At 64.5% G+C, this 25,312-nt stretch carries 23 protein-coding genes and 1 pseudogene; 10 read left to right on the top strand and 14 right to left on the bottom strand.

Going from position 1 to position 25,312, the window contains the following annotated elements; all coding sequences use genetic code 11:
* Positions 1–57 precede the first annotated feature (57 nt).
* From AMD14_RS08010 to AMD14_RS08000, 3 genes are all read right to left on the bottom strand, one after another.
* On the bottom strand, positions 58–2,619 hold the full coding sequence (locus AMD14_RS08010; protein WP_043929591.1) for a DUF3857 domain-containing transglutaminase family protein: 2,562 nt from the start codon (positions 2,617–2,619) through the stop codon (positions 58–60).
* A gap of 62 nt (positions 2,620–2,681) precedes the next feature.
* A complete protein-coding gene (locus tag AMD14_RS08005; RefSeq protein WP_011050937.1) occupies positions 2,682–3,857 on the bottom strand; it encodes an acyl-CoA dehydrogenase family protein in 1,176 nt (391 codons plus the stop codon).
* 144 nt (positions 3,858–4,001) lie between these two features.
* Positions 4,002–4,793 (bottom strand): glycine zipper 2TM domain-containing protein, encoded by a 792-nt coding sequence (locus AMD14_RS08000; protein ID WP_011050936.1) that lies wholly within the window; start codon positions 4,791–4,793, stop codon positions 4,002–4,004.
* 145 nt (positions 4,794–4,938) lie between these two features.
* Between AMD14_RS08000 and AMD14_RS07995 the strand changes: the two genes are divergently transcribed.
* Together AMD14_RS07995 and AMD14_RS07990 are read left to right on the top strand one after the other, a co-directional pair.
* Positions 4,939–5,154, top strand: coding sequence for a DUF6116 family protein (locus tag AMD14_RS07995; RefSeq protein ID WP_011050935.1), 216 nt, complete (start codon positions 4,939–4,941; stop codon positions 5,152–5,154).
* A pseudogene (locus AMD14_RS07990) lies at positions 5,154–5,826 on the top strand (TatD family hydrolase). Before AMD14_RS07995 ends, AMD14_RS07990 begins: the two are co-directional and overlap by 1 nt.
* Before the next feature lie 52 nt (positions 5,827–5,878).
* Here AMD14_RS07990 and AMD14_RS07985 read toward each other — a convergent pair.
* Positions 5,879–6,709: a tRNA threonylcarbamoyladenosine dehydratase gene (locus AMD14_RS07985; protein ID WP_011050933.1), complete on the bottom strand. Its 831-nt coding sequence runs from the start codon at positions 6,707–6,709 to the stop codon at positions 5,879–5,881.
* Between the two features lie 74 nt (positions 6,710–6,783).
* Here AMD14_RS07985 and AMD14_RS07980 point away from each other — a divergent pair, with 74 nt between their 5' ends.
* On the top strand, positions 6,784–7,212 hold the full coding sequence (locus tag AMD14_RS07980; RefSeq protein WP_015463007.1) for a cytochrome c: 429 nt from the start codon (positions 6,784–6,786) through the stop codon (positions 7,210–7,212).
* A 132-nt stretch (positions 7,213–7,344) separates the two neighbouring features.
* Positions 7,345–7,824, top strand: a complete 480-nt coding sequence (locus tag AMD14_RS07975) for a glycine zipper 2TM domain-containing protein (protein ID WP_005911807.1) — start codon at positions 7,345–7,347, stop codon at positions 7,822–7,824.
* A 138-nt stretch (positions 7,825–7,962) separates the two neighbouring features.
* Here the strand turns inward: AMD14_RS07975 and AMD14_RS07970 are convergent, their stop codons facing one another.
* On the bottom strand, positions 7,963–8,178 hold the full coding sequence (locus AMD14_RS07970; protein ID WP_003483561.1) for a cold-shock protein: 216 nt from the start codon (positions 8,176–8,178) through the stop codon (positions 7,963–7,965).
* Positions 8,179–8,405: 227 nt separating this feature from the next.
* Here AMD14_RS07970 and AMD14_RS07965 point away from each other — a divergent pair, with 227 nt between their 5' ends.
* Both AMD14_RS07965 and AMD14_RS07960 read left to right on the top strand, forming a co-directional pair.
* Positions 8,406–8,891, top strand: coding sequence for a DUF456 domain-containing protein (locus tag AMD14_RS07965; RefSeq protein ID WP_005911800.1), 486 nt, complete (start codon positions 8,406–8,408; stop codon positions 8,889–8,891).
* 257 nt (positions 8,892–9,148) lie between these two features.
* Entirely contained in the window at positions 9,149–10,282 is a 1,134-nt protein-coding gene (locus AMD14_RS07960; RefSeq protein ID WP_040107595.1) for a phospholipase A, read from the top strand.
* A 362-nt stretch (positions 10,283–10,644) separates the two neighbouring features.
* On the opposite strand, the gene AMD14_RS07955 is transcribed toward AMD14_RS07960, so the two are convergent.
* From AMD14_RS07955 to AMD14_RS07945, 3 genes are all read right to left on the bottom strand, one after another.
* Positions 10,645–11,283 (bottom strand): carbonic anhydrase, encoded by a 639-nt coding sequence (locus tag AMD14_RS07955; RefSeq protein WP_170914543.1) that lies wholly within the window; start codon positions 11,281–11,283, stop codon positions 10,645–10,647.
* A gap of 187 nt (positions 11,284–11,470) precedes the next feature.
* On the bottom strand, positions 11,471–12,106 hold the full coding sequence (locus AMD14_RS07950; protein ID WP_003483541.1) for a glutathione S-transferase family protein: 636 nt from the start codon (positions 12,104–12,106) through the stop codon (positions 11,471–11,473).
* A gap of 241 nt (positions 12,107–12,347) precedes the next feature.
* Complete coding sequence (locus tag AMD14_RS07945) at positions 12,348–13,865, bottom strand: fumarate hydratase (protein ID WP_011050928.1); 1,518 nt, start codon at positions 13,863–13,865, stop codon at positions 12,348–12,350.
* A 297-nt stretch (positions 13,866–14,162) separates the two neighbouring features.
* Between AMD14_RS07945 and AMD14_RS07940 the strand changes: the two genes are divergently transcribed.
* Both AMD14_RS07940 and AMD14_RS07935 read left to right on the top strand, forming a co-directional pair.
* Positions 14,163–16,043, top strand: coding sequence for an ABC transporter ATP-binding protein (locus tag AMD14_RS07940; RefSeq protein WP_003483538.1), 1,881 nt, complete (start codon positions 14,163–14,165; stop codon positions 16,041–16,043).
* A 215-nt stretch (positions 16,044–16,258) separates the two neighbouring features.
* Positions 16,259–17,038 (top strand): ferredoxin--NADP reductase, encoded by a 780-nt coding sequence (locus tag AMD14_RS07935; protein ID WP_005911788.1) that lies wholly within the window; start codon positions 16,259–16,261, stop codon positions 17,036–17,038.
* A gap of 150 nt (positions 17,039–17,188) precedes the next feature.
* Here the strand turns inward: AMD14_RS07935 and AMD14_RS07930 are convergent, their stop codons facing one another.
* Entirely contained in the window at positions 17,189–17,674 is a 486-nt protein-coding gene (locus AMD14_RS07930) for a glutathione peroxidase (protein WP_005925748.1), read from the bottom strand.
* Positions 17,675–18,047: 373 nt separating this feature from the next.
* Between AMD14_RS07930 and AMD14_RS07925 the strand changes: the two genes are divergently transcribed.
* Positions 18,048–20,246, top strand: coding sequence for a M3 family metallopeptidase (locus AMD14_RS07925; RefSeq protein WP_040260453.1), 2,199 nt, complete (start codon positions 18,048–18,050; stop codon positions 20,244–20,246).
* A 227-nt stretch (positions 20,247–20,473) separates the two neighbouring features.
* On the opposite strand, the gene AMD14_RS07920 is transcribed toward AMD14_RS07925, so the two are convergent.
* The 3 genes from AMD14_RS07920 to AMD14_RS07910 all read right to left on the bottom strand — a co-directional run bounded on the left by AMD14_RS07920 (position 20,474) and on the right by AMD14_RS07910 (position 22,203).
* Positions 20,474–20,974, bottom strand: a complete 501-nt coding sequence (locus AMD14_RS07920; protein WP_011050926.1) for a MarR family winged helix-turn-helix transcriptional regulator — start codon at positions 20,972–20,974, stop codon at positions 20,474–20,476.
* A 65-nt stretch (positions 20,975–21,039) separates the two neighbouring features.
* Positions 21,040–21,885 (bottom strand): DUF3298 and DUF4163 domain-containing protein, encoded by an 846-nt coding sequence (locus tag AMD14_RS07915; RefSeq protein WP_015463004.1) that lies wholly within the window; start codon positions 21,883–21,885, stop codon positions 21,040–21,042.
* 48 nt (positions 21,886–21,933) lie between these two features.
* Positions 21,934–22,203, bottom strand: coding sequence for a GNAT family N-acetyltransferase (locus tag AMD14_RS07910; protein ID WP_040107742.1), 270 nt, complete (start codon positions 22,201–22,203; stop codon positions 21,934–21,936).
* A gap of 227 nt (positions 22,204–22,430) precedes the next feature.
* On the opposite strand from AMD14_RS07910, the gene AMD14_RS07905 reads away from it, so the two are divergent.
* Positions 22,431–22,619: a hypothetical protein gene (locus tag AMD14_RS07905; RefSeq protein ID WP_005911777.1), complete on the top strand. Its 189-nt coding sequence runs from the start codon at positions 22,431–22,433 to the stop codon at positions 22,617–22,619.
* A gap of 305 nt (positions 22,620–22,924) precedes the next feature.
* On the opposite strand, the gene AMD14_RS07900 is transcribed toward AMD14_RS07905, so the two are convergent.
* Together AMD14_RS07900 and AMD14_RS07895 are read right to left on the bottom strand one after the other, a co-directional pair.
* Positions 22,925–23,533 carry a rhomboid family intramembrane serine protease gene (locus tag AMD14_RS07900; RefSeq protein WP_003483519.1) on the bottom strand — a complete coding sequence of 203 codons (609 nt, stop codon included), beginning with the start codon at positions 23,531–23,533 and terminating at the stop codon, positions 22,925–22,927.
* Between the two features lie 7 nt (positions 23,534–23,540).
* Positions 23,541–25,121 (bottom strand): POT-type proton-dependent oligopeptide transporter, encoded by a 1,581-nt coding sequence (locus tag AMD14_RS07895; protein WP_015463003.1) that lies wholly within the window; start codon positions 25,119–25,121, stop codon positions 23,541–23,543.
* Positions 25,122–25,312 lie beyond the last annotated feature (191 nt).

Raw genomic sequence — 25,312 nt, 5'->3', positions numbered from 1 at the left:
CCACGCAGCAGCGACGCACCGATGCCAGCTTTGCGTGCACTGCCGCGCCGACCTGCGTCAGGCCAGGACCACTACCGCCACCGGCACACTCAATACCGCGATCAGGATGCCCAGTGCCGCCACCGTCAGCGCCCAGGCGCCGAACGCACGCGTGCGCGCACAGCCGGCGGCGGCGGCGGCGGCCTGTACCGAACAGACCGACCACCACAGCGCCCCCAGCATCAGCAGCAGGATGCATGTCGCCAGTTGCGCCATGCCGGCCGGATCGGTCGCGCCGATGCGCAGCAATGCGACCTGGCCCTTGAGCGCGACCACGGCCGCCAGCAGGCACACCAGCCACGGCAACGCACAGCCGGCCATTGCCGGCAACACCGTCCCAAGCCGGGCGCTGCTGCCCACCCAACGCAGGATCTGCTTCAGCAACACGCATCCCAGCAAGGCGATTGCAACCACAACACTGACCCCACCGGCCTTGGCCCAGAGCGGCAGCGCATGCAGCCACACCCACGCCGACAGCAGCGTGGTGGCCGCAAACACCGCCCAGGCGCTCCGGCGCATCCGAGCATGCTGCGGCATCCGCGTCACCGTGGCATGTGGATCGAACACGATTCCGCCCAGGCCACCGCCGCGCCACCAGAAAAAGCATGCCACCAGCAACAACACCAAGGCCGCCAAGCCGGCCACAGGGTAGCCGAGCGCACGCCAGTCCGGAGGCTGCGTGCGCCGCCGCGGCGCGAGATCGTGATTGAAATACAGCAGGTCGCGCGCGCGTTCCATGTCGGCAGCCGCACGCGCCACGCCGCTGGCCGGAATACGGTCGGTGAAGCGCTGCCACTCGCCCACGATGACCAGCTTTCCGTCGCGCATCGCGATGCTGCGCGAGAAGCGGAACCACGGATTGGCGACCACTTGGGTGTCTGCTGCCACCTGAGTCGCCGGGTCGCTTTGAACGCTTACGGTCTGCCGCGCCAGCCGCGGCCCGCCCAGCGCCAGCGGGCTCTTGCGCGCCTCTTTCGGTAACGCATCCATCCACTCGCCAAGCTGGAACAACGGGAAACCCAGCTCATCGCCCTCCTTCGCTGGCCACTCCAGCCGGTAGGCCTCGTGCGTGCGCACATTCAGCGGGTCGGCAGCGTCGATGCTTGGCACGCTCACCTGGGTCAGTGCGGTGTAGTACTGCTGCATGAATTCCAGATAGTGCTCGCCCACCGTCTGCGCACCATCGTCGTCGAAGCTGCTGGCGACACGCTCGCCGCGGCCCTGGCGATAGATGGTGTCCACCGTGAAGCTTGCCCAGCGCTGCGGCGTGCGCAGCGAAATGGAGATTTCTTCGTTCACTTCGATCTGTGGCAACGCGGGCATCGGCGCAGGCACTTCAACCAACGTGTCCTGCCCTGCAATCACGGGCAATCCGCGCACGAACGGCAGTGGCCGCCGCTGTGCCAACGGGCCCTCTTCGCGATCGCGCGTGGCATCCACCCACACCTCCCCCTGCGGCAGATGCGCACGCACCACCACATGATCGAAGGCGTACGGACTGGGCAGCCGCTTTTCCAGCCCATGCCCCTTGTCGCTGTTGACCAGCACCGGCTCGGCGCGGATGCCGGCCAGTTGCAGCAGTGCGATCAGCAGCGTCGCCTTGTCCTTGCAGTCGCCATAGCGGTTGCGCAGCGTCACTTCGGGCGCGTGCGGGGCGTGCGAGTTTTCTCCCATGTCCAGCCCGACGTAACGGATCTCGCCCTGCACGAACGCCACGGCGCGCAGCAACGCCCCTTGCGGGTCGCCGCGACGCAACGTCAGGCTCTGCGCCATCCTGGCGGCCACCTGCGTCTGGTTGAATGCACGCGGATACAGCTGCGACGCCCAGGCCGCCACCGCGCCCCAACTGCCGGCGGTGGACACTTCGATCGCGCCATACGGGTCCACATCGTCCGGCGCGTCTTTTTCTTCCTGCACCGCCGCGATGTTGCGGGCGCCGATGTCCAACTGCGTCACCCCATCGAGCGTACGCACGTTCCGGCCGAACCCCGGGGCGCTGATGCGCCACTGCAGCGGCATGTCGGCCCGATAGCGCACACGTACCCGGCGCTCGCCCAGCGGCACGCCGTAGCGCGCTTCGAACACGTCGTAATAGCCTTTGCCGAACACCGGATTGCTGCCGCTGATGGTCACGCCATAGTCGACGCGATCGCCCACGCGCAGGTCCGGCAAGGTGATCGACAGCGTCAGCGCGCCATCGATCAACCCATTTTCCAGCCCGCTCTCGCGCCGCAATCTGGCGTAATGCGCCTGCGTGCGCATATCGATGCGCTTGCCGGCACGCCAGACATCCAGGCTGTTGAGCTCCAGCTGCTGGTACTGCGGCTGATAGTCGATGGAAATCTGCCCGGCTTCCTCCAAGCTCTTGGCGCGCTGCACGGTGTAGCTGAGCCGGCGGTAAGCCTGCGGCACGCGGCCGGTCAGATCGACCTGGTCTGACACCAGCTCGTAGCGCAGCCCCGCAGCGCCGGGCACGTTCTCGGAAACGGCATCTGCCACCACCCAGCCCGGCGTCGGAGCCATGCGTGGCGCCTCGTTGGCCCGTGCTGGCACGAGGCTCGCGCCGACCAGCAGACACATGGTCCAGAAGACGCCGAACAGGCGTCGCATCACATCCTTGCTGATCAAACCCCCACTCCTCGTCAAAACGCATTGAGTCCTGTCAGCGCACGGCCCACCACCAGCTGGTGCACGGTTTCGGTGCCTTCGTAGGTGATCACCGATTCCAGGTTCAGCGCATGCCGGATCGCCACATGCTCGGTGGTGATGCCGGCCGCGCCCAGCAGGTCGCGGCATTCGCGCGCCACATCCAGCGCCATGCGGCAATTATTCCATTTTGCCAGCGAGACCTGCTCCGGCTGCAGCGTCCCGGCTTCCTTCAAGCGCCCAAGCTGCAATGCCAGCAGCTGGGCGGTGGAAATCCGCCGCGCCATGTCGGCCAGTTTGATCTGCGCGCTTTGCGTGGCCGCCAACGGGCGGCCGAACAGGATGCGCTCGCCGGCATAGGCCAGCGCCTCGCGCAGGCAGGCCACTGCCGCGCCAATGGCGCCCCAGGCGATGCCGTAGCGTGCCTGGTTGAGGCAACTCAGCGGCGCCTTCAAACCGGCCGCCTGCGGCAACCGCATCTGCTCGGGCACGAACACGTTGTCCAGGAACAGGCCCGAGGTGACCGACGCACGCAGGCTCATCTTGTGGCTGATGTCGTGCGCGCTGAAACCGGCGCTGTCGGTCTGGACCAGAAAGCCGCGCACGCCATCGTCGGTCTGCGCCCAGATGATCGCCAGCCCGGCGATGCTGCCGTTGGTGATCCACATCTTGGCGCCGTTCAAACGCCAGCCCTCGCCCTCGCGCACCGCGCGGGTGGTCATCGCGGCCGGGTCCGATCCGCCCTGCGCCTCGCTCAGGCCGAAACAGCCGATGACCCGGCCTGCCGCCATCTCCGGCAGCCAGCGCTGCCGCTGTTCGTCGCTGCCGTAGGCGTGGATGGGATACATGCACAACGACGATTGCACGCTGACGAAGCTGCGCAGGCCACTGTCGCCGCGCTCCAGTTCCTGGCAGATCAATCCGTAGGACACCGCGCCAAGGCCCGCACCGCCGTCGCGTACCGGCAGGCTGGCACCCAGCAGCCCCAGTTCCGCCAGCTCCGGAATCCACTCGCGCGGAAAGCGCCCGGCATCGAAGGCGTCGCCGATGGCCGGTACAACCCGCGTATCGGTAAAGCGCGCGACCGCGTCCTGCACCGCCCGCTCTTCGTCGGTGAGCAGCGCGCGTACGTCGAACAGGTCATCGGGGTGCACCGGCATGTTGGCTTCCATCGCAAGCTGAAAGCGCGATTATCTGCCAGTTGCCGGACCAACATGGCAGTGCACCGCTCCAGGGGATGGCGCAGACGAAAAGAGCCGGCAATGCCGGCTCTTTTCTTACCACTGCGCTGACTGCGCGTCGCTTCGGCCTACCCGTTACTGGCGGGTGCTCAAACCGTCCTGGCGCACGTTGGAATCGCCCGCCGTCGATGCCATCTGGGTCACCAGCTGGCCATCGACCACCGGCAGACGGTCGCTGGTGGGCTTGTCGTTCATGCGCACGGTCTTTTCGAAGCCGTCGTAGCGGTAGGTGACGTCATAGGCCACCACGTTGTCGGCGTCGCCCAGCGAGATGCGTTCGCCCGGCTTGCTGTCCATGCGCATGGTGCCGGTGGTGCCATCGGCATTGCGATAGGTCACGTCGTAGCCCACCACGCGCGAGGACTGCGAGTTGGCATTTTCGGTATGACATTGGCGCTCTGTGCGATCGACCACCCGGCCGCCAACGTGGTTGCGGTCGATGCGGTTACCGATAAAGCCGCCACCCACCGCGCCTGCGGCGGTCGCCAGCTTGCGACCGTTGCCGCCGCCCACCTGGTTGCCGATCAGGCCGCCGATGACCGCACCGGCCACGGTGCCGCCCACGTTACCGTCGCGCTCGGGCAGGCGCTCCTGCACCACGACATCGCGGCACACTTCACGCGGCGAGGTGCTGGTGGTGGTCTCGCGGACGGCGTTGCTGTTGATCACCTGCGCGTACTGCGGCTCGCGCTGGGTGATGGGGGCAACCTTGACCACATCGGCATATTCCAGGCCGCGCGGCGCTGGCTGGCCGTTGGCGACAAAATCGCCGGACGATGGGCGGTTGTTCATGAAAGCGGCAGTGGCGACGCCTCCGACCAGCAAGGCACCAGCAGAGACCAGTATAGTTGTCGTATTGCTCTTCATAACCAGCTCCCTGCGGACGCACCGCGTTGTTGACGGCCGTGATTCCAGCATGGGAACCCTGAACGAAAAGGCGCTCGCTCATGAACACGACGGTTAAGTTCAGCTAGCGGTTACTTCATGCATCTCTAACAGCCGGAGCATTCGCATGCGAAATCCCTTGACCGCACGCGCGCTGGACTGGGCCAGCACGCTGCGATATCCCACCCTGTTCAAGCTGGCCGCCGCGCTGTTTCTGATCGACATGGTGATGCCGGATCCGATCCCGTTCCTGGACGAATTGCTGTTCGGCCTGGCCACGCTGCTGCTGGCCAACTGGAAAACCCGCAAGGCGCCGGTGCCGGCACCGGTGCGCCGCGACTGATGCGGTTGATCGACAGCCATTGCCATCTGGATGCAGGCGAGTTCGACCACGACCGCGCGGCGGTGATCGCGCGCGCGCAGGCCGCCGGCGTCATGCAGCAAGTGGTGCCGGCGATCACCGCTGCCAGTTGGCCGGGCCTGCGTGCGGTCTGCGATCAGGCGCCTGGCCTCCACCCCGCTTACGGCCTGCACCCGCTGTTTCTGGAGCAGCACCGCCCTGCGCACCTGCAGCAGCTGGCCGAGTGGATCGAACGCGAGCGGCCCTGCGCGATCGGCGAATGCGGCCTGGACTTTTTCGTCGACGGACTGGATGCACACGCGCAGCGCGACTATTTCGATGCTCAGCTGCAGTTGGCCAAGCGCTTCGACCTGCCGCTGATCGTGCATGCACGCCGCGCCACCGAGGAGGTCATCGCGCGCATCAAGGCGGTAGGTGACCTACCCCCGCGCCAATCGCTTGCGCGGGCTGGTGGCCCGCATGCCGCTGCAGCACCTGTTGCTGGAAACCGACGCGCCGGATCAGCCCGACGCCGGCATCCGCGGCCAACGCAACGAGCCGGCGTATCTGCGCACGGTATTGGACTGCATCGCCCAGCTGCGCGGGCAAGATCCTGCGCACATTGCTGCGCAGACGTCGGCCAACGCACGCAACTTGTTCGGCCTACCGCACTGAGCGCAGCGTGCGCATTAGCGCGCGCGGTCAGCACGACAGCGCGCAGGCCGCATCACGACGCCGCAACCGCCTCGGCTGCCGGCATCGCCACCGCAGCCTTGGGCTTGAGCAACATGTCCAGCGCCTTGCCCACCGCCACGAATGCAAAGGTGCCGGTGATATGCGTGGCCGCACCGAGCCCTGCCCCGCAATCGAGCTTGAGCGTGGCATCGGCATCGAGCTGTGGGCGGATGCCGCAGACGCTGCCATCGGCCTGCGGGTATTTCACGTTTTCCAGCGAATACACCGCGGGCACGCCGAAGTAGCGCTGCGGGTTCTTGGGGAAATTGAATTCGCTGCGCAGCTTCTTGCGGGTGAGCGCCAGCATCGCATCGTGCTCGGTGCGCGAGACATCGCGCACGCGCACCAGCGTGGGGTCGGTGCGCCCACCGGCCGCACCCACGGTCAGCAGCGGCAACTTGCGCCGACGGCACCAGGCGATGGTTTCCACCTTGACCCGAAAGCTGTCGCAGGCATCGATCACCAGGTCCAAGCCTTGACCCAGCAAGGTTTCGATATTGCCCGAGGTCAGGAAAGCCTCGACCGCGTCGGCTTCGATGTCCGGGTTGATCGCCACGCAGCGCTCGGCCATCGCCCGCGCCTTGTTGCGACCGTACTGCCCGGCCAGCGCCGGCAGCTGCCGGTTGGTGTTGGACACGCACACGTCATCGGCATCGATCAGGCGGATGTGCCCCACCCCGGTGCGTGCCAATGCCTCGACCACCCACGAGCCCACCCCACCCATGCCGACCACCGCCACGCGGCACGCCGACAAGCGCTCGACCGTGCCGACCCCGTACAGCCGGTCGATACCGGCAAAGCGTTCACGCCATTGTGCTTTCATCGGCCTATTTTACGCGCCCCGCTCAGGGCGCGCCCACGCTGCCGCAACGAACGTTGCGTCCCAGGAGCCACCTCATGCACGCCCCGCCTCCCACCCAGTCCCGCGCGGCCCGCTACGCCTTCATGCTGGTGTTGGGCCTGCTGATCGGCCTGGTCGCCACGGTCATGGTGGCCAACGCACTACGAGCGCGGCGCGACCCGGTGCCCGACAGCCTGATGCAGATCATGGCCTACCAGCTACGCACGCTGCGGCCGGACGCAGGCGCCGCCTGCATGCCGGCGCAGCAACAGCGGCGGCTGCAATCGCTGCGCCTGCTGGCCGACGAAGTCGAGCCGGCCTTCCCCGCGATTGGCGAGGACCGCCGCTTCGGCGAGCACGCACAGGCATTGCGTGCCGTGTTGGATCGGGCCCAGGGCGTGACGCCGACCGATTGCAGGCAGCTAGGCCAACTCCACACCCGCGTTTCCGATGCTTGCGAGGCCTGCCATCGCGACTTTCGCTGAGGTTTGATGAATACGACGCTCGGGTTTCGTTAAGCCTGCAGTGCCGTAGTTGGCGGGCCGTTCACCTGGACCATCACAGGATGACGTCGCCGCGGCCCCGGCCGCCTTTTCGAACCACCCCGGAGAGATCTCATGAAGACCCGACTGCTCGTCATTGGCCTGGCTGCAACCGCGACCCTGGTAGGCTGCGCCACCTCCCAACCCCAATACGGCAGCTATCGCGGCGATCGCGGTTATGACCAGGGCTACCCGCAGACGCAGCGTTGCGTGGATTGCGGCATCGTGACCCGGATCGACGAAGTCGGCCCGACCCGCACCGCGCCGACCGGCACTGGCGCCGTGCTCGGCGGCATCGTAGGCGCGGTGGCCGGCCGCCAGATTTCCAAGGAAACCGGCGGCAGTACGGGCAACAAGAACGTTTCGGCCGTGGCCGGCGCCGCTGCCGGCGCGCTGGCAGGTAACGCCATCCAGAACAACGTCACCAGCGCCAGCTTCGACGTGCAGGTGCGCATGGACGACGGCCGCGTGATCGTGGTCAACCAGCGCGACCTGGCGGGCGTGCGCGAGAACGCGTATGTGCGCGTGGTCAACGGCAAGGTCGTGCTGCGCTGATCCATCGGCTTGGTGGCGTAGACGTGCCGCCACTGCAGTGCCCTTCGGCAACGGCCGCGACAACACAGTCGCCACGCAACAAAAAGGCCCGGCGACGGGCCTTTTTGTTGCGTGGCTACCGCGCTCCGCGCAGCCGGCTCAGACCACCTGCACTGCATCGGCCTGCAGGCCCTTCTGGCCTTGCACGACCGTGAAGCTGACCTTCTGACCTTCCTTGAGACTCTTGAAGCCCTGGATCTGGATCGCGCGGAAATGCACGAAGACGTCTTCGCCATTTTCGCGGCTGATGAATCCAAAGCCTTTGGCGTCGTTGAACCACTTCACGACACCATTTTCGCGTTCGATATTGGACATCTCGACTGACTCCCTACGACACTGTGATGGACTAGCGGTGGTGGCTGTGATTGCAAGGAGGAAGCGAGGTACAAGGATGTAGCGGATCAGACGATCTACCGCATCAGGCCACGATTCACGGTGACCTTTGCAAACAGCAGCGGCTGCAACTTAACCTGCGCAAAATGAATTTTCAAGCACCCCTTGCGCCTTTTTGTCAAGCCTGAATCAGGACCTGTGTAACCATCATGGACACCGCCGTCGTTTACTACGTCTTGGCCACAGCGCTGGTGCTGATCGGCCTGGCTGGCGTCATCCTGCCGGCCCTGCCGGGCCTGCCGCTGGTGTTCGCCGGCCTGCTGGTCGCCGCTTGGGCCGACAATTTCACCCACATCGGCTGGGTGACGCTGGTCGTGCTGGGGTTGATCACTGCGCTGTCGTACCTGGTCGACTTCTTGGCAACGCTGTACGGAGCGCAGCGGGTAGGTGCGAGCAAGATGGCGTTGTGGGGTTCGGTCATTGGGGGCATTGCAGGCATTTTCTTCATGCCGATCGGGCTGTTCATCGGCCCGTTCGCTGGCGCCTGGCTGGGCGAGTACTACCAGACACGCAAGTCCGGCCAGGCCACGAAGGTCGGGATCGGCACCTGGGTGGGCATCATGCTCGGCACCGCCACCAAGCTGGCGCTCGGCCTGTGCATGCTGGGCGCGTTCGCCATCGGCTGGTTTTTCTAGGGCTTCGGAAAAGCTTGAGGTCGGTGCATGCGCTCTTTGTCCATGAGCGCGTGACGGCCACATGCGCTCAGTGGCTGACGCGTGGCGGGGCAGACCATCCACATGCCCGCGTTAGGGCGGCACGTTGCAAGCAAACGCCGAGTTGAGGTGATTCGGTCGAATGTTATGCCGCCGTGTACACACTGCGTATGCAGACGCGACCATTAAGCTGCGCATCTCTGCGCCTGCCTGGCGCCTTCACTTCGGCCAGACTGCCCATGTCCAAGCACCACACCCGCCCCCTGATGCTGATCGCACTGGCCGCCGCGCCATTGGCATATGCGCAGGAAATCGCACCGCAGCCGGCCTCGCCGCAAGCCTGCACCTCGGTGACCTCCGATGCCGCTCGTCTGGCCTGTTACGACAAGGCGCTGGGCTATACGCCACAGCAAACCGCAGAGGCAGATGCCGCAGCGCAATTGGCCAAGCAGAAGGAGGCCAAGCCCGACGATACGCGCGCGATCAGCCGGGTCGGCGATTTCTTCCGCGCCGACGGCCAGGACCAACCGAAAGAAGAAGCCGTGGCCAATGCCGGCCGCGGCTCGTTGCTGGACCGACGCTGGGAACTGGCCAAGGACTCCAAGCTGGGCACTTTCCAGCTACGCGGTTACAAGCCGGTGTACCTGTTGCCGGCGTTCTGGACCAGCGACACCAACCGCACCCCGCAGTCGCCGAATCCGGCCAACTCGGTCAATACCCCGCAGCAGCTGGACAGCACCGAGCTCAAGTTCCAGCTCAGCTTCAAGACCAAGGTGGTGGAAGACCTGTTCGGCGACAACGGCGATATCTGGATGGGCTACACCCAGAGCTCGCGCTGGCAGGCCTACAACACCGATGCGTCGCGCCCGTTCCGCGAGACCAATTACGAGCCCGAAGCGATGCTGCTCTTTCGCAACAACTACAGCATCTTCGGCTGGAAGGGCCGCATGAGCGGCATCAGCCTCAATCACATGTCCAACGGGCGCGCCGACCCGCTGTCGCGCTCGTGGAATCGGGTGATCCTGAACTTCGGGCTGGATCGGGAGAACTGGGCGCTGACACTGCGCCCGTGGTTCCGCATCAAGGAAGACCGCGCCGACGACAACAATCCCGATATCGAGGATTACATGGGCCGCGGCGATGCAACGCTGGTGTACAACAAGGACGGCCACGAATTCGCGCTGATCGCGCGCCATTCGCTGCGTGGCGGCGACCGCTCGCACGGTTCGGTGCAGCTGGATTACGGCTTCCCGATCACCAACCTGTTGCGCGGCCATGTGCAGGTGTTCGATGGCTACGGCGAAAGCATGATCGACTACAACCACAAGGCAACCTACATCGGTGTGGGCGTGTCGTTGCTGGAGTGGTTCTAAGCACTCCCAGCACCGGCTGCGCTCACTGCCACGCGGGCGCAGCCGGTGTCGGTGTTCGGTGTGTACTACTTCAACTTTGCGAGCCCGATGCGCCCGTGCCCACTGCCGGCCACTTTTCTTGATCGCTCTGGCAGCGGTCAATGGTCTTGTAGGTGCTCACGACAAGCGCTGCTGCCGATGATCGCCTGCATCACGGGCGGCGCATCGTGCGAGGGAGTTGATCGGCAAACTGTACCGAGCCGATCAAATAGAAGGCCGGCATGTGCGCATGTCGGCCTTTTCGTCTTACGCAACCATGCTGCAGGACACGTTACCGGCGGACCAAAGCATATTGCGATGGCCGAGGCTTGCCTGCGCCCGACTCAAACGTCGAAAAAGTCCACCTTGCCGTCCTGCAAGGTGTAGTACGCACCGACCACGCGCACATTGCCGGCGCGCAATGGTTCCAGCAACGCAGGTTCGGACGCCGCGCGCAAGCGGTCGACGGTACGCTTGACGTTGGCCTTGACCGAATCGGCCAGCAGGTCGGTACCGCCCTTGGCCTTGGCGGTCAGCACCGCCGGAACGATCGGCTCGATCATCGAGCCGATGGCGCCCGGGAAGAACGTGTTGTTCTCCACGACCGACACTGCCGCCGCCACCGCACCGCAGCTTTCGTGGCCCATCACCACCACCAGCGGCACGCCGAGCTGGCTGACTGCATATTCGATCGAACCGAGCGCGGTGGTATCGACGGTATTGCCGGCGTTGCGGACGATGAACATTTCGCCCAGGCCGCGGCCGAACAGCAGCTCCGGCGGCACGCGCGAATCCGAGCACGACACCAGGACGACGAACGGGGTCTGGCCCAGCGCGAGCTCCAGACGGCGCTTGCTGTCGGAGATCACTTTCCTGGGCCGGTTTTGGACGAATGCATTGTTGCCGTCACGCAGAATCTCCAGCGCCTGCTCGGCATTCAAATCGGTTTTCTTGGACGGCGCCGCGCGTAAGGCGAACGGCAGGGACGCCGCAGCGGCCGCGATCGGCGCGCAACAGGCGCACTGCAGCAATTTTCGACGCGATGCGGAATGCGACATGGACGAGCCCCCCTGCTGTGTGGTTGGTGTCGCGATCGTACTATGTGGCGGACGCGACCCAACGGGCCGGATGGGCATCTGCGATCAGCCGACGCATTGCGCGGACGCAGGTTCAGGTCCAGTCCGTCAGGCCTTCCCGGCGATAGGTTTCCTGGAATGCTGGGCGCGCCTTCATCTGCATTGCGTGCGCCCGCAGCGCCGGCCAGGTATCGGTCGGCCGCGGCATGTTGCGCGACCAGCGCATCAGCATGGTCAACATGAAATCGGCCGCCGACACGGTCTTGCCGAGCAGATACGGGCCATGGGCCTGCAGATGCGCATCGACCTGGGTCCAGGCCGCTTCGAGCTTGCGGCGGGCGTGCATCTGCGCCGCCTCGGCCTGCCCGGCCCCGGCAGGCTCGCTCGGATAGAACCAGGCGCGGTACGCCGGCTGCAGGGTGTTGGCGCAGAAGAACATCCACTTGTAGTACGCCGCACGCTCGGGCGTGCCGACTGCCGGGGCCAGCCCGGCCTGGGGATGCAGATCGGCCAGCTGCAGCACGATGGCTGCGGCTTCCGTGAGCACTTGGCCGTCGAGCACCAGCGTGGGCACCACGCCGGCCGGATTGAGCGCCAGATACTGCGGCGATTTGTGTTCGCCGCGTTCGAAATCCAGCGGGTGCAGTGCGTGCGGGATATCCAGTTCGATCAGCAGCCAATGCACCACCAACGCTGCGGTGCTGGGGGAGTGGTACAACGTGGCGACCATGCGGGCTCCGGGATCGGTAGGGACAGGTGCGCAAGGCGGGCAACGCCTGCGCGGGTCACTGCAATTGTCGCTGCTTTTACCGGGCTGTCGAAGACCTGTGTGCTGCAATCCCCGCTGCACCGGCACGCGCCTCGATATCGCAACGCCCTCAACGCGGTGCCGCATGCGCGCATCGTCCCTGCAACTCACCGGCACCGGCCACGCCTGCGCAACGCAGGTGCAGCCGGTTGGATCGTCGCAGTTACTCCACCACCACCGGAATCTTGCCGATACGCGACTGCCATTGGCGCGGGCCGGTCTTGTGCACCGATTCGCCGCTGGAATCCACCGCGACCGTCACCGGCATGTCCTTGACCTCGAATTCGTAGATCGCCTCCATGCCGAGATCCTCGAACGCCAGCACGCGCGCGGCCTTGATCGCCTTGGACACCAGATAGGCCGAGCCGCCAACCGCCATCAGGTAGACGGCCTTGTTGTCGCGGATCGCGGCGATCGCCGCATCGCCGCGCTCGGACTTGCCGACCATGCCGAGCAGGCCGGTCTGTTCCAGCATCTGCCGGGTGAACTTGTCCATGCGCGTGGCGGTGGTCGGGCCAGCCGGGCCGACCACTTCGTCGCGCACCGGATCGACCGGGCCGACGTAGTAGATGAAGCGGTTGGTGAAGTCCACCGGCAGGGTTTCGCCGCGGTTGAGCATGTCGATCATGCGCTTGTGCGCGGCATCGCGGCCGGTCAGCAGCTTGCCATTGAGCAGGATCGTCTCGCCCGGTTTGAAGCTGGCCACTTCTTCCTTGCTGATGGTGTCCAGATTGACCCGGCGCGCATTGGTCGGGTTGTAGGTGAGCTTGGGCCAATCTTCCAGCGACGGCGGATCCAGCATCACCGGGCCGCTGCCGTCCAGCGTGAAGTGCGCATGGCGGGTGGCGGCGCAGTTGGGGATCAACGCCACCGGCAGGTTGGCGGCATGGGTCGGATAATCCTTGACCTTGATGTCCAGCACCGTGGTCAGGCCGCCCAGGCCCTGCGCGCCGATGCCCAGCGCGTTGACCTTTTCGTACAGCTCAAGACGCAGCTCTTCGGCACGGTTGGAGGGGCCGCGCGCCTGCAGGTCGACGATGTCGATCGGCTCCATCAAGGCTTCCTTGGCCAGCAGCATCGCCTTCTCTGCGGTGCCGCCAATGCCGATGCCGAGCATGCCCGGCGGGCACCAGCCGGCGCCCATGGTCGGCACGGTCTTGAGCACCCAGTCGACGATGGAATCGGACGGATTGAGCATGGCGAACTTGCTCTTGGCCTCCGAGCCGCCGCCCTTGGCCGCGACGATCACCTCGACATGGTCGCCGGGCACGATCTTGGTGTTGACCACCGCCGGCGTGTTGTCGCGGGTGTTGGCGCGCTTGCCGGCCGGATCGGCCAGCACGCTGGCGCGCAGCTTGTTGTCGGGGTGGTTATAGGCGCGGCGCACGCCCTCGTTGACCATGTCTTCCACGCCCAGCGTGGCGTCGTCCCATCGCACGTTCATGCCGATTTCCAGGAACACGGTGACGATGCCGGTGTCCTGGCAGATCGGGCGGTGGCCTTCGGCGCACATACGCGAATTGATCAGGATCTGCGCAATGGCGTCCTTGGCGGCCGGCGATTCTTCGCGCTCGTAGGCGGCGGACAGGTTCTTGATGTAATCGACCGGGTGGTAGTAGCTGATGTACTGCAGCGCATCGGCGACGGACTGGATGAGGTCTTCCTGCTTGATCGAGGTCACGGCTGGCTCTACGGCTGGCGGGGGCAATCCGGCCATTTTAGAGCAAACCGCAGGCGCGTCCGGGCGCAATGTCAATCGATGCGATTGAGCGTTGCCGGAGAGTGCGTTTCGTCAGTGCGCCACTGCGGTGGCGCTCGGGTGATAGCCAGCGACGAATGCGCCGACCGTTGCCCCTGCAGCGGCTGGCGGTATCTCGGCGCGCCGTGGGCAGGCACGTAATTGGCCCGCGCCCAGCCCCATCAGCCAGTCACCCAGCCCAACACCCCGCGCCCACGCCGGGCGCGGCACACTGGCGCGATGTCAGCTTCCCGTTCCGGCGCTACTGCGCCTGCCGCCCCCCGTACCGGCCCTACCCTGCGCGAGCGCCTGGATGCGCTGCGCAATCTCCCGCCGTTCCTGCAGCAGATCTGGCAGACCAGCCGCTGGCTGAGTGCCAGCAGCATCGGCTTGCGCGTGCTGCGCGCGCTGATGCCGGTGGCGACGCTATACATCGGCAAATTGATCATCGACGAGGCGATCCATCTGGTCGGCCAACCGTCGGCATTCGACTCGTTCGCGCAGGCCCTGGGCAGCGGCCGCCTGAACCGGCTTTTGGAACTGCTGGCGCTGGAACTGGCGCTGGCGATCGGCTCGGACCTGCTCGGCCGGCTGGTCGGCTACGCCGATGCGCTGCTGTCGGAGTTGTTCAACAACGCCGCCAGCGTGCGTCTGATGGAACATGCCGCGCAGCTGGATCTGGAGGATTTCGAAGACCCGGACCGGCAGGACAAGCTGGATCGCGCGCGACGCCAGACCATGAACCGCATGAACCTGATGAGCCAGCTGTTCGGCCAGGTGCAGGACGCCATTACCGTGATCAGCCTGGCGGTGGGCCTGGTGGTCTACGCGCCCTGGTTGATCGTGCTGCTGGCGGTTGCGTTGATTCCGGCCTTCATCGGCGAGGCACACTTCAATGCGTTGGGGTATTCGCTCAATTTCCAGTGGACGCCGGAACGGCGCCAGCTCGATTACCTGCGCCAGGTCGGCGCCAGCGTGGAGACGGCCAAGGAAGTCAAAATCCTCAACCTGCACCGCTTCCTGATTGCGCGCTACCGCCGGCTGGCCGACAAGTTCTTTCAGGCCAACCGTGCGCTGGCACGCAAGCGCGCAATGTGGGGGGCGTTGCTGGCCGCGCTCGGCACCTTGGGCTACTACATGGCCTACGGCTACATCGCCTGGCGCACCGTGCGCGGCGACTTCAGCATCGGCGATCTGACCTTTCTGGCCGGCAGCTTCCTGCGCCTGCGGCAATTGCTGGAAGGCTTGCTGATCGGCTTTTCGCAGGTCGCCGGCCAGGCGCTGTATCTGGACGATCTGTACTCGTTCTTCAACATCGTGCCGGAAATCCGCTCGCGCCCGAACGCGCTGCCGGTGCCGCGCCCGATCCGCCAGGGCTTCGTGTTCGAAGATGTCGGCTTCCGCTACCCGGATGCCGAACAGTGGACGGTGCGGCATCTGGATTTCGAATTGCGCGCCGGCGAAGTGCTGGCGCTGGTCGGCGAAAACGGCGCCGGCAAGACCACCCTGGTCAAGCTGCTGGCACGGCTCTACGACCCCGACGAAGGCCGCATCCTGCTCGATGGCCAGGATCTGCGCGACTACGATCTGGACGAGCTGCGCGCCAACCTGGGCGTGATTTTCCAGGACTTCGTGCGCTATCACCTGAGCGTTGGCGAAAACATCGGCGTCGGCCAGGTGGACGCGATGGACGATACGGCACGCATCCGCGCCGCCGCACAACGCGCCATGGCCGGCGAGCTGATCGACAGCCTGCCCGATGGCTACAACCAACTGATCGGGCGGCGTTTCAAGAACAGCGTGGATCTGTCCGGCGGGCAATGGCAGAAAATCGCCATCGCCCGCGCCTACATGCGCGATGCGCAGCTGATGATCCTGGACGAACCCACCGCCGCGCTGGATGCGCGCAGCGAATTCGAGGTGTTCCAGCGCTTCAAGGAACTCTCGGATAACCGCACCGCGGTGCTGATCTCGCACCGTTTCTCCAGCGTGCGCATGGCCGACCGCATCCTGGTGCTCGCTGCCGGCCGCATCGAAGCCAATGGCACCCACGAAGAGCTGATGGCGCAGGGCGGCCGGTATGCGGAATTGTTCGAATTGCAGGCGGCGGGGTATCGGTGAAGCTGGGAATGGGGAATGGGGAATTGTTAGAAGCGGCGCCCCGGCGGCTGCCAGGTACTGAGCCTGCGGATCCTGAAGGGGCACAGATCTTTCGGCACTGCACCTCATTCCCGATTCCCAATTCCCGATTCCCGATTCCCGCCCAAATGAGAGTTCATCTCATTTGGCCAGCTTGAGGTAGAATTGGCGCGTACTCCTCCCACGACACGACCGGTATGTCTTCCGCTTTTGGCGCCGAAACGGTGCTTGAGGTCCGTCATTGGACCGATGCCTACTTCAGTTTCACCACGACCCGCGATGCCGGCTTCCGTTTCGAAAACGGGCAGTTCGTGATGATCGGGCTGGAAACCGAAACGCGTCCGTTGCTGCGTGCGTATTCGATCGCCAGCGCCAATTGGGAAGAACATCTGGAGTTCTTCAGCATCAAGGTGCCGGACGGCCCGCTGACCTCGCGGCTGCAGCACATCCAGCCCGGCGACAAGGTGCTGGTCGGCAAGAAACCCACCGGCACGCTGCTGATCAGTGATCTGCACCCCGGGCGCAACCTGTATCTGTTGGGCACCGGTACCGGTCTGGCGCCGTGGCTGTCGATCATCAAGGACCCGGAAACCTACGAGCGTTTCGACAAGGTGATCCTCACCCAGGGCGTGCGGTTCGTGCAGGATCTGGCCTACCGCGATTACTTCGAACGCGAATTGCCGCAGCACGAATTTCTCGGCGACCTGCTGCGCGAAAAATTGCTGTACTACCCGGCCGTCACGCGCGAAACCTTCGCCAACCAAGGCCGTTTGACCGAGCTGATGGCCGATGGACGCATGCAGCAGACGCTCGGGTTGCCGACACTGGATCCGGCCAACGACCGTTTCATGATCTGTGGCAGCCCGCAGATGCTGGCCGACCTGCGCAGCCTGCTGGATAGCCGCGGTTTCCAGACCTCGCCGCGCATCGGCACGCCGGGGCATTACGTGTTCGAGCGCGCATTCGTCGAAAAGTGACGCGCCGCGCATGCAAGACCCGTGCGGCGCGGCGTTTCGTCTGAAAAACCCGCTGTCGTAGGAGCGCCCCCGGGCGCAACGAAGCGTTCCCGGTAACGCCTCGTCGCGCCCGGGTGCGCCCCTACGATTCCAGCACCACGCCCTGCCGGATCATGCGTCCAGCGCGCGCTCGATCTCGGTAGCCAATGCCTCCGGCTTGGTGGTGGGCGCATAACGTTCCAGCACGCGGCCGTCGCGGCCGATCAGGAACTTGGTGAAGTTCCACTTGATCGCCTCGGACCCGAGCACGCCGCGTTGTTCGTGCTTGAGCCATTGCCACAGCGGATGCGCGCCGTTGCCGTTGACGTCGATTTTCGCGGCCAGCGGAAAATCCACCGCATAGTCGAGCGAGCAGAACTGGCGGATCTGCGCCGCATCGCCCGGCTCCTGGTGCCCGAACTGATCGCATGGAAAACCGATCACTACCAGTCCACGTTCGCGATAACGCTGCCACAGGGCCTGCAGCCCCGCGTATTGCGGCGTAAACCCGCACTTGGAGGCGACATTGACCACCAGCAGTACGTTGCCGGCATAATCGCGCATCGACTGGGTGCGACCTTCCAGGTCGGTGAATGCGAAGGTGGAGATGTCGCTCATGGTTGCCCTGCAATGTGCGAGACGGGCAGCGTACCGTAGCCGCCTGCACGGCGGCCACGCGGCGGAAGAAGGATGGCAGAGGTCAGTCGTGCGACAGATCGCCTTCCGCGCGACAGGCCGGGATCGTCAAACAGACGGCCCGGGATCTTCCAAAGCCAGCCGAAGACAGCCAGCTCGGGCCTGCCACGGAGTGCAGCGGGCGCACGTCCTGCGGCGGTCCATGCTCCGCTTGCATCGACTCGTACCATGCAACGCGAGCGACGGTTGTGCCCGCCTGATGGCGTTGCATTGGCTTGGCAGCCATGCCTTTTGTCACACGCCTGTCCCGACTGGCTGGGTTAGCCTCGGCGGTTCGCACTTTGGAGCAACTCTCTTGACCACCCGTCTCGCTTTTGCCCTGGCCGCCTCCCTGGGACTTGCCATGCCGTCCTACAGCATCGCCGCCCCCGCTGCCACGCAGGCCGCCACCCAAGCCAACCCCTTCTTCGCCGACAGCACGCTGCCGCTGCATTACCCGCAGTTCGACAAAATTAAGGACAGCGATTTCGCACCTGCCTTCGATGCGGGCATGGCCGAGCAGTTGAAGGAAGTGGAAAAAATCGCCAGCCAGAAGGCCAAGCCCAGTTCCGACAACACCATCATCGCGCTGGAAAAGAGCGGTGCCACGCTCGACCGCGCCACCACGGTGTTCTTCAACCTGGTCGGCGCAGACACCAACGACGCACGCAAGAAATTGCAAGCCGACTATTCGGCGAAGTTCGCAGCGCACCGCGATGCGATTTCGCTCAACGGCAAGCTGTTCGCACGCATCCAGACCTTGTACGACCAACGCGCCAAGCTGGGGCTGGATGCGCAGGGCGTGCGCCTGGTCGAGAAGTACTACAGCGACTTCGTGCGCGACGGCGCCAAGCTCTCCGACGCCGACAAGACCACGCTCAAGGCTATGAATGCCGAGCTGGCCAACCTGGGCACCACTTTCAGCCAGAACGTGCTGGCCGAAGTGAATGCTGCCGCTGTGGTCGTGGACGACGTCAAGCAACTGGATGGTTTGTCGCAGGAGCAGATTGCCGCTGCCGCCGAAGCCGCCAAGGCACGCAAGCTCGACGGCAAGTACGTCATCGCGCTGCTCAATACCACCGGCCAACCGCCGCTGACCCAGCTGAAGAATCGCGAGCTGCGCAAGAAGATCTACGACGCCTCGGTGTCGCGCGGCAGCCACGGCGGCCAGTACGACAACACCGCGCTGGTGGCGCGCATCATGAAGCTGCGTGCCGACAAGGCCAAGTTGCTGGGCTTCCCAACCTATGCCGCCTACTCGCTGGAAAACCAGACCGCCAAGACCCCCGAAGCGGTCAACGCGATGCTGGGCAAACTGGCACCGGCCGCGGTGGCCAATGCCAAGCGCGAAGCCGCCGATCTGCAGGCGATGATCGACAAGGAACAAAAGGCCGCGCGCAAGCCGACCTTCAAGCTCGAAGCCTGGGATTGGGCCTACTACAGCGAGAAGGTGCGCCAGGCCAAGTACAACTTCGACGAATCGCAGCTCAAGCCGTACTTCGAGTTGAAGAACGTGCTGGAAAACGGCGTGTTCTATGCGGCCAATCAGGAATACGGCCTGACCTTCAAGCAGCGCACCGACCTGCCGACCTACCGCGACGACATCACCGTCTACGACGTGTTCGACGCGGACGGCAAGCAGTTGGCGATCTTCATTGCCGACATGTATGCGCGCGAATCCAAGCGCGGTGGCGCATGGATGAACTCCTATGTGTCGCAGTCGGACCTGACCGGCTTCAAGCCGGTGGTGGCCAACCACCTCAACATTCCCAAGCCGCCGGCCGGCCAGCCGACGCTGCTGACCTGGGATGAGGTGACCACCATGTTCCATGAGTTCGGGCATGCGCTGCACGGCATGTTTTCCGACGTCAAATACCCGTATTTCTCCGGTACCAGCGTGCCGCGCGACTTCGTCGAGTTCCCCTCGCAGGTCAACGAGATGTGGGCCGACGAGCCGTCCATCCTGAAGAACTACGCCAAGCATTATCAGAACGGCACGCCGATGCCACAGGCATTGCTGGACAAGGTGATTGCCGCATCCAAGTTCAACCAGGGCTTTGCCACCACCGAGTACCTGGGTGCGGCAATGCTGGATCAGAACTGGCACCAGGTCAGCGCCAACCAGGTGCCAGACGCCGCTGGCGTGATGGCATTCGAAGCCAAGGCGCTGCAGCAGGACGGCATTGCTTATGCACCGGTGCCGCCGCGCTACAAGACCCCGTATTTCAGCCACATCATGGGCGGTTACGCGGCAGGCTACTACGCCTACATCTGGTCGGAAGTGCTGGACGCCAACACCCAGCAGTGGTTCAAGCAGCACGGTGGCCTGAGCCGCGCCAATGGCGATCGTTTCCGCAAAACCCTGCTTTCGCGCGGCGGTAGCGTGGATGCGATGGAGCTGTTCCAGAACTTCGCCGGGCATGCCCCGCAGATCGAGCCGCTGCTCGAAAAGCGCGGTCTCAGCGCGCAAGGCGGCGATGGTGCGACACCGGAAGCGCCGCAGTCCAGGCCGTAAATCGGCTGCACGATCCGCGCGCGGTGGTGAGGCCGCGCGTGTGGCGGCAGGATCGGCATATCCCCTTCGGGCATGCCGATCTTGGACATCAGACGAGACATCAAATGCTCGCGATCGACAAGTCTTTGCTTGAGAACCGATGAGATGACAACGCCGCCCTGGGCGACCAGGGCGGTTTTTTTGCGTGCTGCGTTTGCAGCGCTTATCGCACGCGCAACGCGCGCCGCTCAGAGTTCGACCGCGTCCACGCCATCCAGAAGCTTTTTCAGCAGCTTCTCCAACCGTAGCTGCTCGGCCTCGCTCATACTGGCGGTCTCTGCATGCAACAGCGTGCAGGCATCGGGCAACAGGCTTTCGATCAAGGCCGAGCCTGCCGGTTGCAGCGTCAGTACGATCTTGCGCCGATCTTCGGGGCTGCTGGTGCGCGTGATCAGGCCTTTCTCGCACAGCTGATCGGTGAGCCGGGTGATGTTGGCCGGCTTTTCGCTGGCGGCTTCGGCCACCTCGGTCGGAGTGATCGACTGCTCCGGTGTGCCATAGAGCATCATCAAGATCTCGTATTCCGGCGGACTGATGCCATAAGGCTTGAGCCGCACGCACCCGAGCGTATGCAGGCGCTTGTAGAGATGCTTGATCAGTCTCACCAATATTGCCGGCTCCCGTGGGAACGCCGGATAACGCACGCAGGTGTGGTCCACGCGACTTGCGGTCGGATCGAAACTACTCATATCACCCGTCGAGTACATTGCTGAATGGCCGGGCCATTCAATCACAACATGCGCGATGCGACACCTCAGCGCGCGAAGAGATGTACATATTCCGGTGCGACCGAAGGCAATAATGTGGAGGCAGCCACCTCTGCCATCTGCGTGCCATCCGAGTAGGGGCCGACTTGATAGGGCGGAAACACAAAGCGCACGGCAGTGATCTGCCCATTTGCATTCAACACGGGCACGAACTGCGCAAAGTTGTCCACCTGCGCGGCAGTGCCTTCGGCAATCATGCGATCGGCCGAAGCCACCTGCTCAGCCTGCTCTTCTACCGGCACGCGATCGGCCTGGACACGCTGGGTCGCTGCTGCATGCAATTGCGCTGCGACCTCCCGGCCGATCTTTTCCCAGGCTGCCGGATCCGGAATCAGCGCCTGCGCGGCCAATTGCTTGTGCTCCTTGACCAGCCAGACGAAGCGCGCCACCAGCGGCTCGCCATGCGCACCGCCGGTGTATCTGCTGCCGTCGGCGGAAATCACGATCAGATCCGGGGTCTGCAACACGGTTTCGAATGCCAGCGACAGCTCATACGGCGCGGGCGGCTTGTCGTTGCCCAGACCGGACACGGCCTGCATCAGTTCGGCACGTGCGTCCTGCGCATAGCCGCGAATGAGCGCAGTGAGTTCCGGATATGCATCCAGCCCGTGCGGATAGCTGATGCCCACCATATAGGCCGGTGCATGTTCGATCACATCTTCCAGCGGGCCGCTCTGTACCACGGTCGGCTCTGCAGGCGGCGCTGCCGCAGGCGCCGAATCGGCCGCAGGCGCGTTCGGCTCTGCCGTTGTCGGCGCGCGCTGCGTACACCCTGCCAACACGGCCAGCACCAGCAAGCCCTGCACTGCCTTCACTTCAAGCAACCGCCCCATTACCGCCCGCTCCCCTGTCTGAATCGTGTTACGAAAGGCCAATGCCGGTCAGGCCAGCAGATCCTGATACCGCGGATGTCGCCGCACATATGCATCGGCATAGCGACATGCCGGAACCACCTTCAAACCATGTTGCCGTGCGAATGCCAAAGCGTCCTCGACCAATGCCGCGGCAATTCCGCGTCCGCTGACGGCGTCCGGCACCTGCGTGTGGGTGATGGTCATGATCTCGCCTTCGCGCCGATAGGCCAGTTCGGCACGATGTCCATCGGTGTCCACGTTGAAACGCTGCCGGACCGGATCGTGTTCTACGTGCACTGTCGACGCCTCCGTCATGTTCTGCGCCTGCAAGAAGTGGCGTCAGTGTGACCAGCGCGATGCCGCGCCTGCGTGAAAGTGAATCGCTGCTGTGATCGGCCGCGCAGCTTGCGCAACGCGCCCTCAAGTTCTCCCGGGGGGGCGCCGATAGCTGACCTGAAGGCAATCGCGGCAACCGGTGTGCGGAAGCAGCGACGTCTTCGCCTTACCTACGAGGGAGCCACCGCATGAACAACGATTCGGCAGGACACAGCGCAGACAGCGACAGCTCGTTGCTGGAGGGCTTGTTCCAGTTCGCTCTCAAGGGCGACACCCACAATCCGGATTTCACGCAGCTCAACGATACGGTGTACGAGCGCCTGCAGCAGGCCTACGGCGTGGCATCCAGCGCCGACCAGGAACGCAACGCGGCTTGAGCTGGCGCATCGCTGCGCAGCGGTCTCATCCGCTGTGCAGTCGTTGCTCTCATCTGGCAAGTCTGTCGAGACCGTGCCATCGCGCGGGTCTGACCTGGCTCGGCCTCATCAGGCCCCGGATTTGATCCGCTCCCGCAACGGTCCAGTCCGTACACGCCAGCAGTCGTCGGGCGTGCCACTGCGCTAGCTGCAACCACGCTTTCGGCTTGCAGAAGGCATGCGCCGGCCGCGCACGAAAGTCCACGCCCACCTGCGACGGCGTCCAGCGCGCTGAGCCTGGGTGACCTAACCGCCGCCGGCCGCGCTCAGCCGAAGCGCGGATTGGACAGCTGCTCCAGAAACACCTGCCACACGCGCGGCTCCATGATCAGCATGAACATCACGCCGAACGCGGCGCCGGCCAGATGTGCGCTGTGGTTGATGCGATCGCCGCCGCGGCGGTCCATCCACAGGCTGTAGCCCACATAAAACACCGCATAGAGAATTGCCGGGGCGGGAATGAACAGCACCAGGATGATCGTCCACGGTTGCAGCAGGATGAAGGCAAACAGCACTGCCGACACCGCACCGGACGCGCCCAGGCTGAGGTAATTCGGATTCTTCTGGTTCTTCAGGTAGCTCGGCAGGATCGAGACCACCAGTGCGGCCAGATAGAACAACGGATAGGTCAGCACGCTGCCGGTGAGCTGGGCCATCACGTTCTCGATCACCCGTCCGAAGAAGAACAGCGTGATCATGTTGAAGATCAGGTGCCCCAGATCGGCATGGATGAAGCCATAGGTCACCAGGCGGTCGTATTGCTTGTGCTTGTCTACCGCCGGCGGCCACAGGATCAGCCGGTCGCTCAACTTGCGATTGTTGAACGCCATCCACGAGACGATGCCGGTGATGGCGATCAGGATCAGGGTAATCATGCAGACCTCAGGCAGTACGGTAATTGTCGACCATGCGATACCGGCGTGCGTACAAGCCGAAGGCAAGTGCCGCCAGGAACGCGAAGGCCGCGAAGAAGAACATCAAGAAGGCCGCTTCGCTGAGTCCAGTATCGGCGATATGCGCGGTTACCGTCGCATTGCGCACCGCCACGTTCGACAGCAGCACCCATAGATTGCCGACGGTGGTAGTGAGATACCAGAAACTCATCACCACGCCCTTCATCGACGGCGGCGCCTGGCTGTAGGCGAACTCGATGCCAGTGGCCGACACCAGCACCTCGCCGAAGGTGAGCAGTGCGTACGGCAGGATCTGCCAGGCGATGTGCATGGGCTCGCCACCATCCATGATCATCTGGATCGCGCCCACCGCAATCCAGGCCACGCCACTGAAGGCGATGCCGCTGGTCATGCGGCGCAACGGGGTGGGCTCCCAGCCGCCACGGCGTAGCAGCGGGTACAGCACCAGGTTGTTGAAGGGGATCAGCAGCATCACCAGCAGCGGATTGAGCGCCTGCATCTGCGAGGCGGTGAACCAGGCCGGCATGGTCATCTCGCGCCCCTGCAGCACCCAGGTCGAGGCCTTCTGGTCGAACAACGAAAAGAACGGCATCACCAGCGCGAAGATCACCAACACCCGCAACAGCGCACGCACGCCTTCCACCGCAACATCCGGATGGGTGCCACGCGCGCGTTCCAGCTGCCACCAGGTCCCGCCGCCGATCCCGGCCAGCAACAGCACCAGCGCAATGCACAGGCACACGACGATGCCCAATGGCTCGATTAGCGCGAAGCCAGCCAGCGCCAGCAGCACCGAGACGACCGCCAGCAGCAGGCCCGGGCGCCCCTGCCCCGGCGCGTGCGTCAGTAACGCGGTGCGCACCACCGCAGCGAACCCATGTGGGTCCTTCGGCGGCAGCGGCACCAGCACATAGCGCTTGCGCCCCAGCCAGAACACCAGCGTGGCCACGAACATCAGGATGCCGGGAATGCCGAATGCCCAGGCCGGGCTCAGATTCTTCAGCGCCAGCGGAATCAGCAGCGAGGCGAACAGCGAGCCGAAATTGATGATCCAGTAGAAAGCGTCGAACACCACCTTGGCCAGGTGCTTGTTGGACTGGTCGAACTGGTCGCCCATGAACGACGCCACCAGCGGCTTGATGCCGCCTGCGCCCAGCGCGATCAGGCCCAGACCGAGAAAAAACCCGTCGCGGCTGCCTTCAAACAGCGCAAGGCAGGCGTGGCCGGCGCAATACACCAGGCTGAACCACAAAATGGTGTTGTACTTGCCGGAGAAGCGGTCGGCCAGCCAACCGCCCAGCAACGGGAAGAAATACACCCCGATCATGAAACTGTGCAGGATGTGCTTGGCCTCGGCCTCGCGTCCCGGCCCGCTGATTTCCTGCAGCAACAGCGAGGTGATCAGGAACTGCACCAGGATGTTGCGCATGCCGTAGAAGCTGAAACGCTCGCAGGCCTCGTTGCCGATGATGAAAGGAATCTGGAGCGGCAGCCGCGCGCCGGCAGATGCGCCTGGCGAGATGGAGGTGGTCAAAGGCAGTCCGGTCATGCTGAAAACAGGCCCTATCGTACCGGCGCCCACCCGCCGGCCGCCATCGCCCGCCCGGGAGTGCCGGACGCGGGCACCGAGCGGATGCGCCTGGCGGACCTCACTTCGGCATGATCGATGACCTACAGGCCGGCCGGAAACGACATTGCTCCAAGCGTTGCACAGCCTCCGCGTCGTTTGCGCCTACCTCG

Origin of the sequence: Xanthomonas citri pv. citri, assembly GCF_000961215.1 — a bacterium.
GTDB classification, from domain to species: domain Bacteria; phylum Pseudomonadota; class Gammaproteobacteria; order Xanthomonadales; family Xanthomonadaceae; genus Xanthomonas; species Xanthomonas cissicola.
The sequence above is the reverse complement of the archived record's forward strand: the minus strand, read 5'-3'. Positions and strand labels throughout refer to the sequence as shown.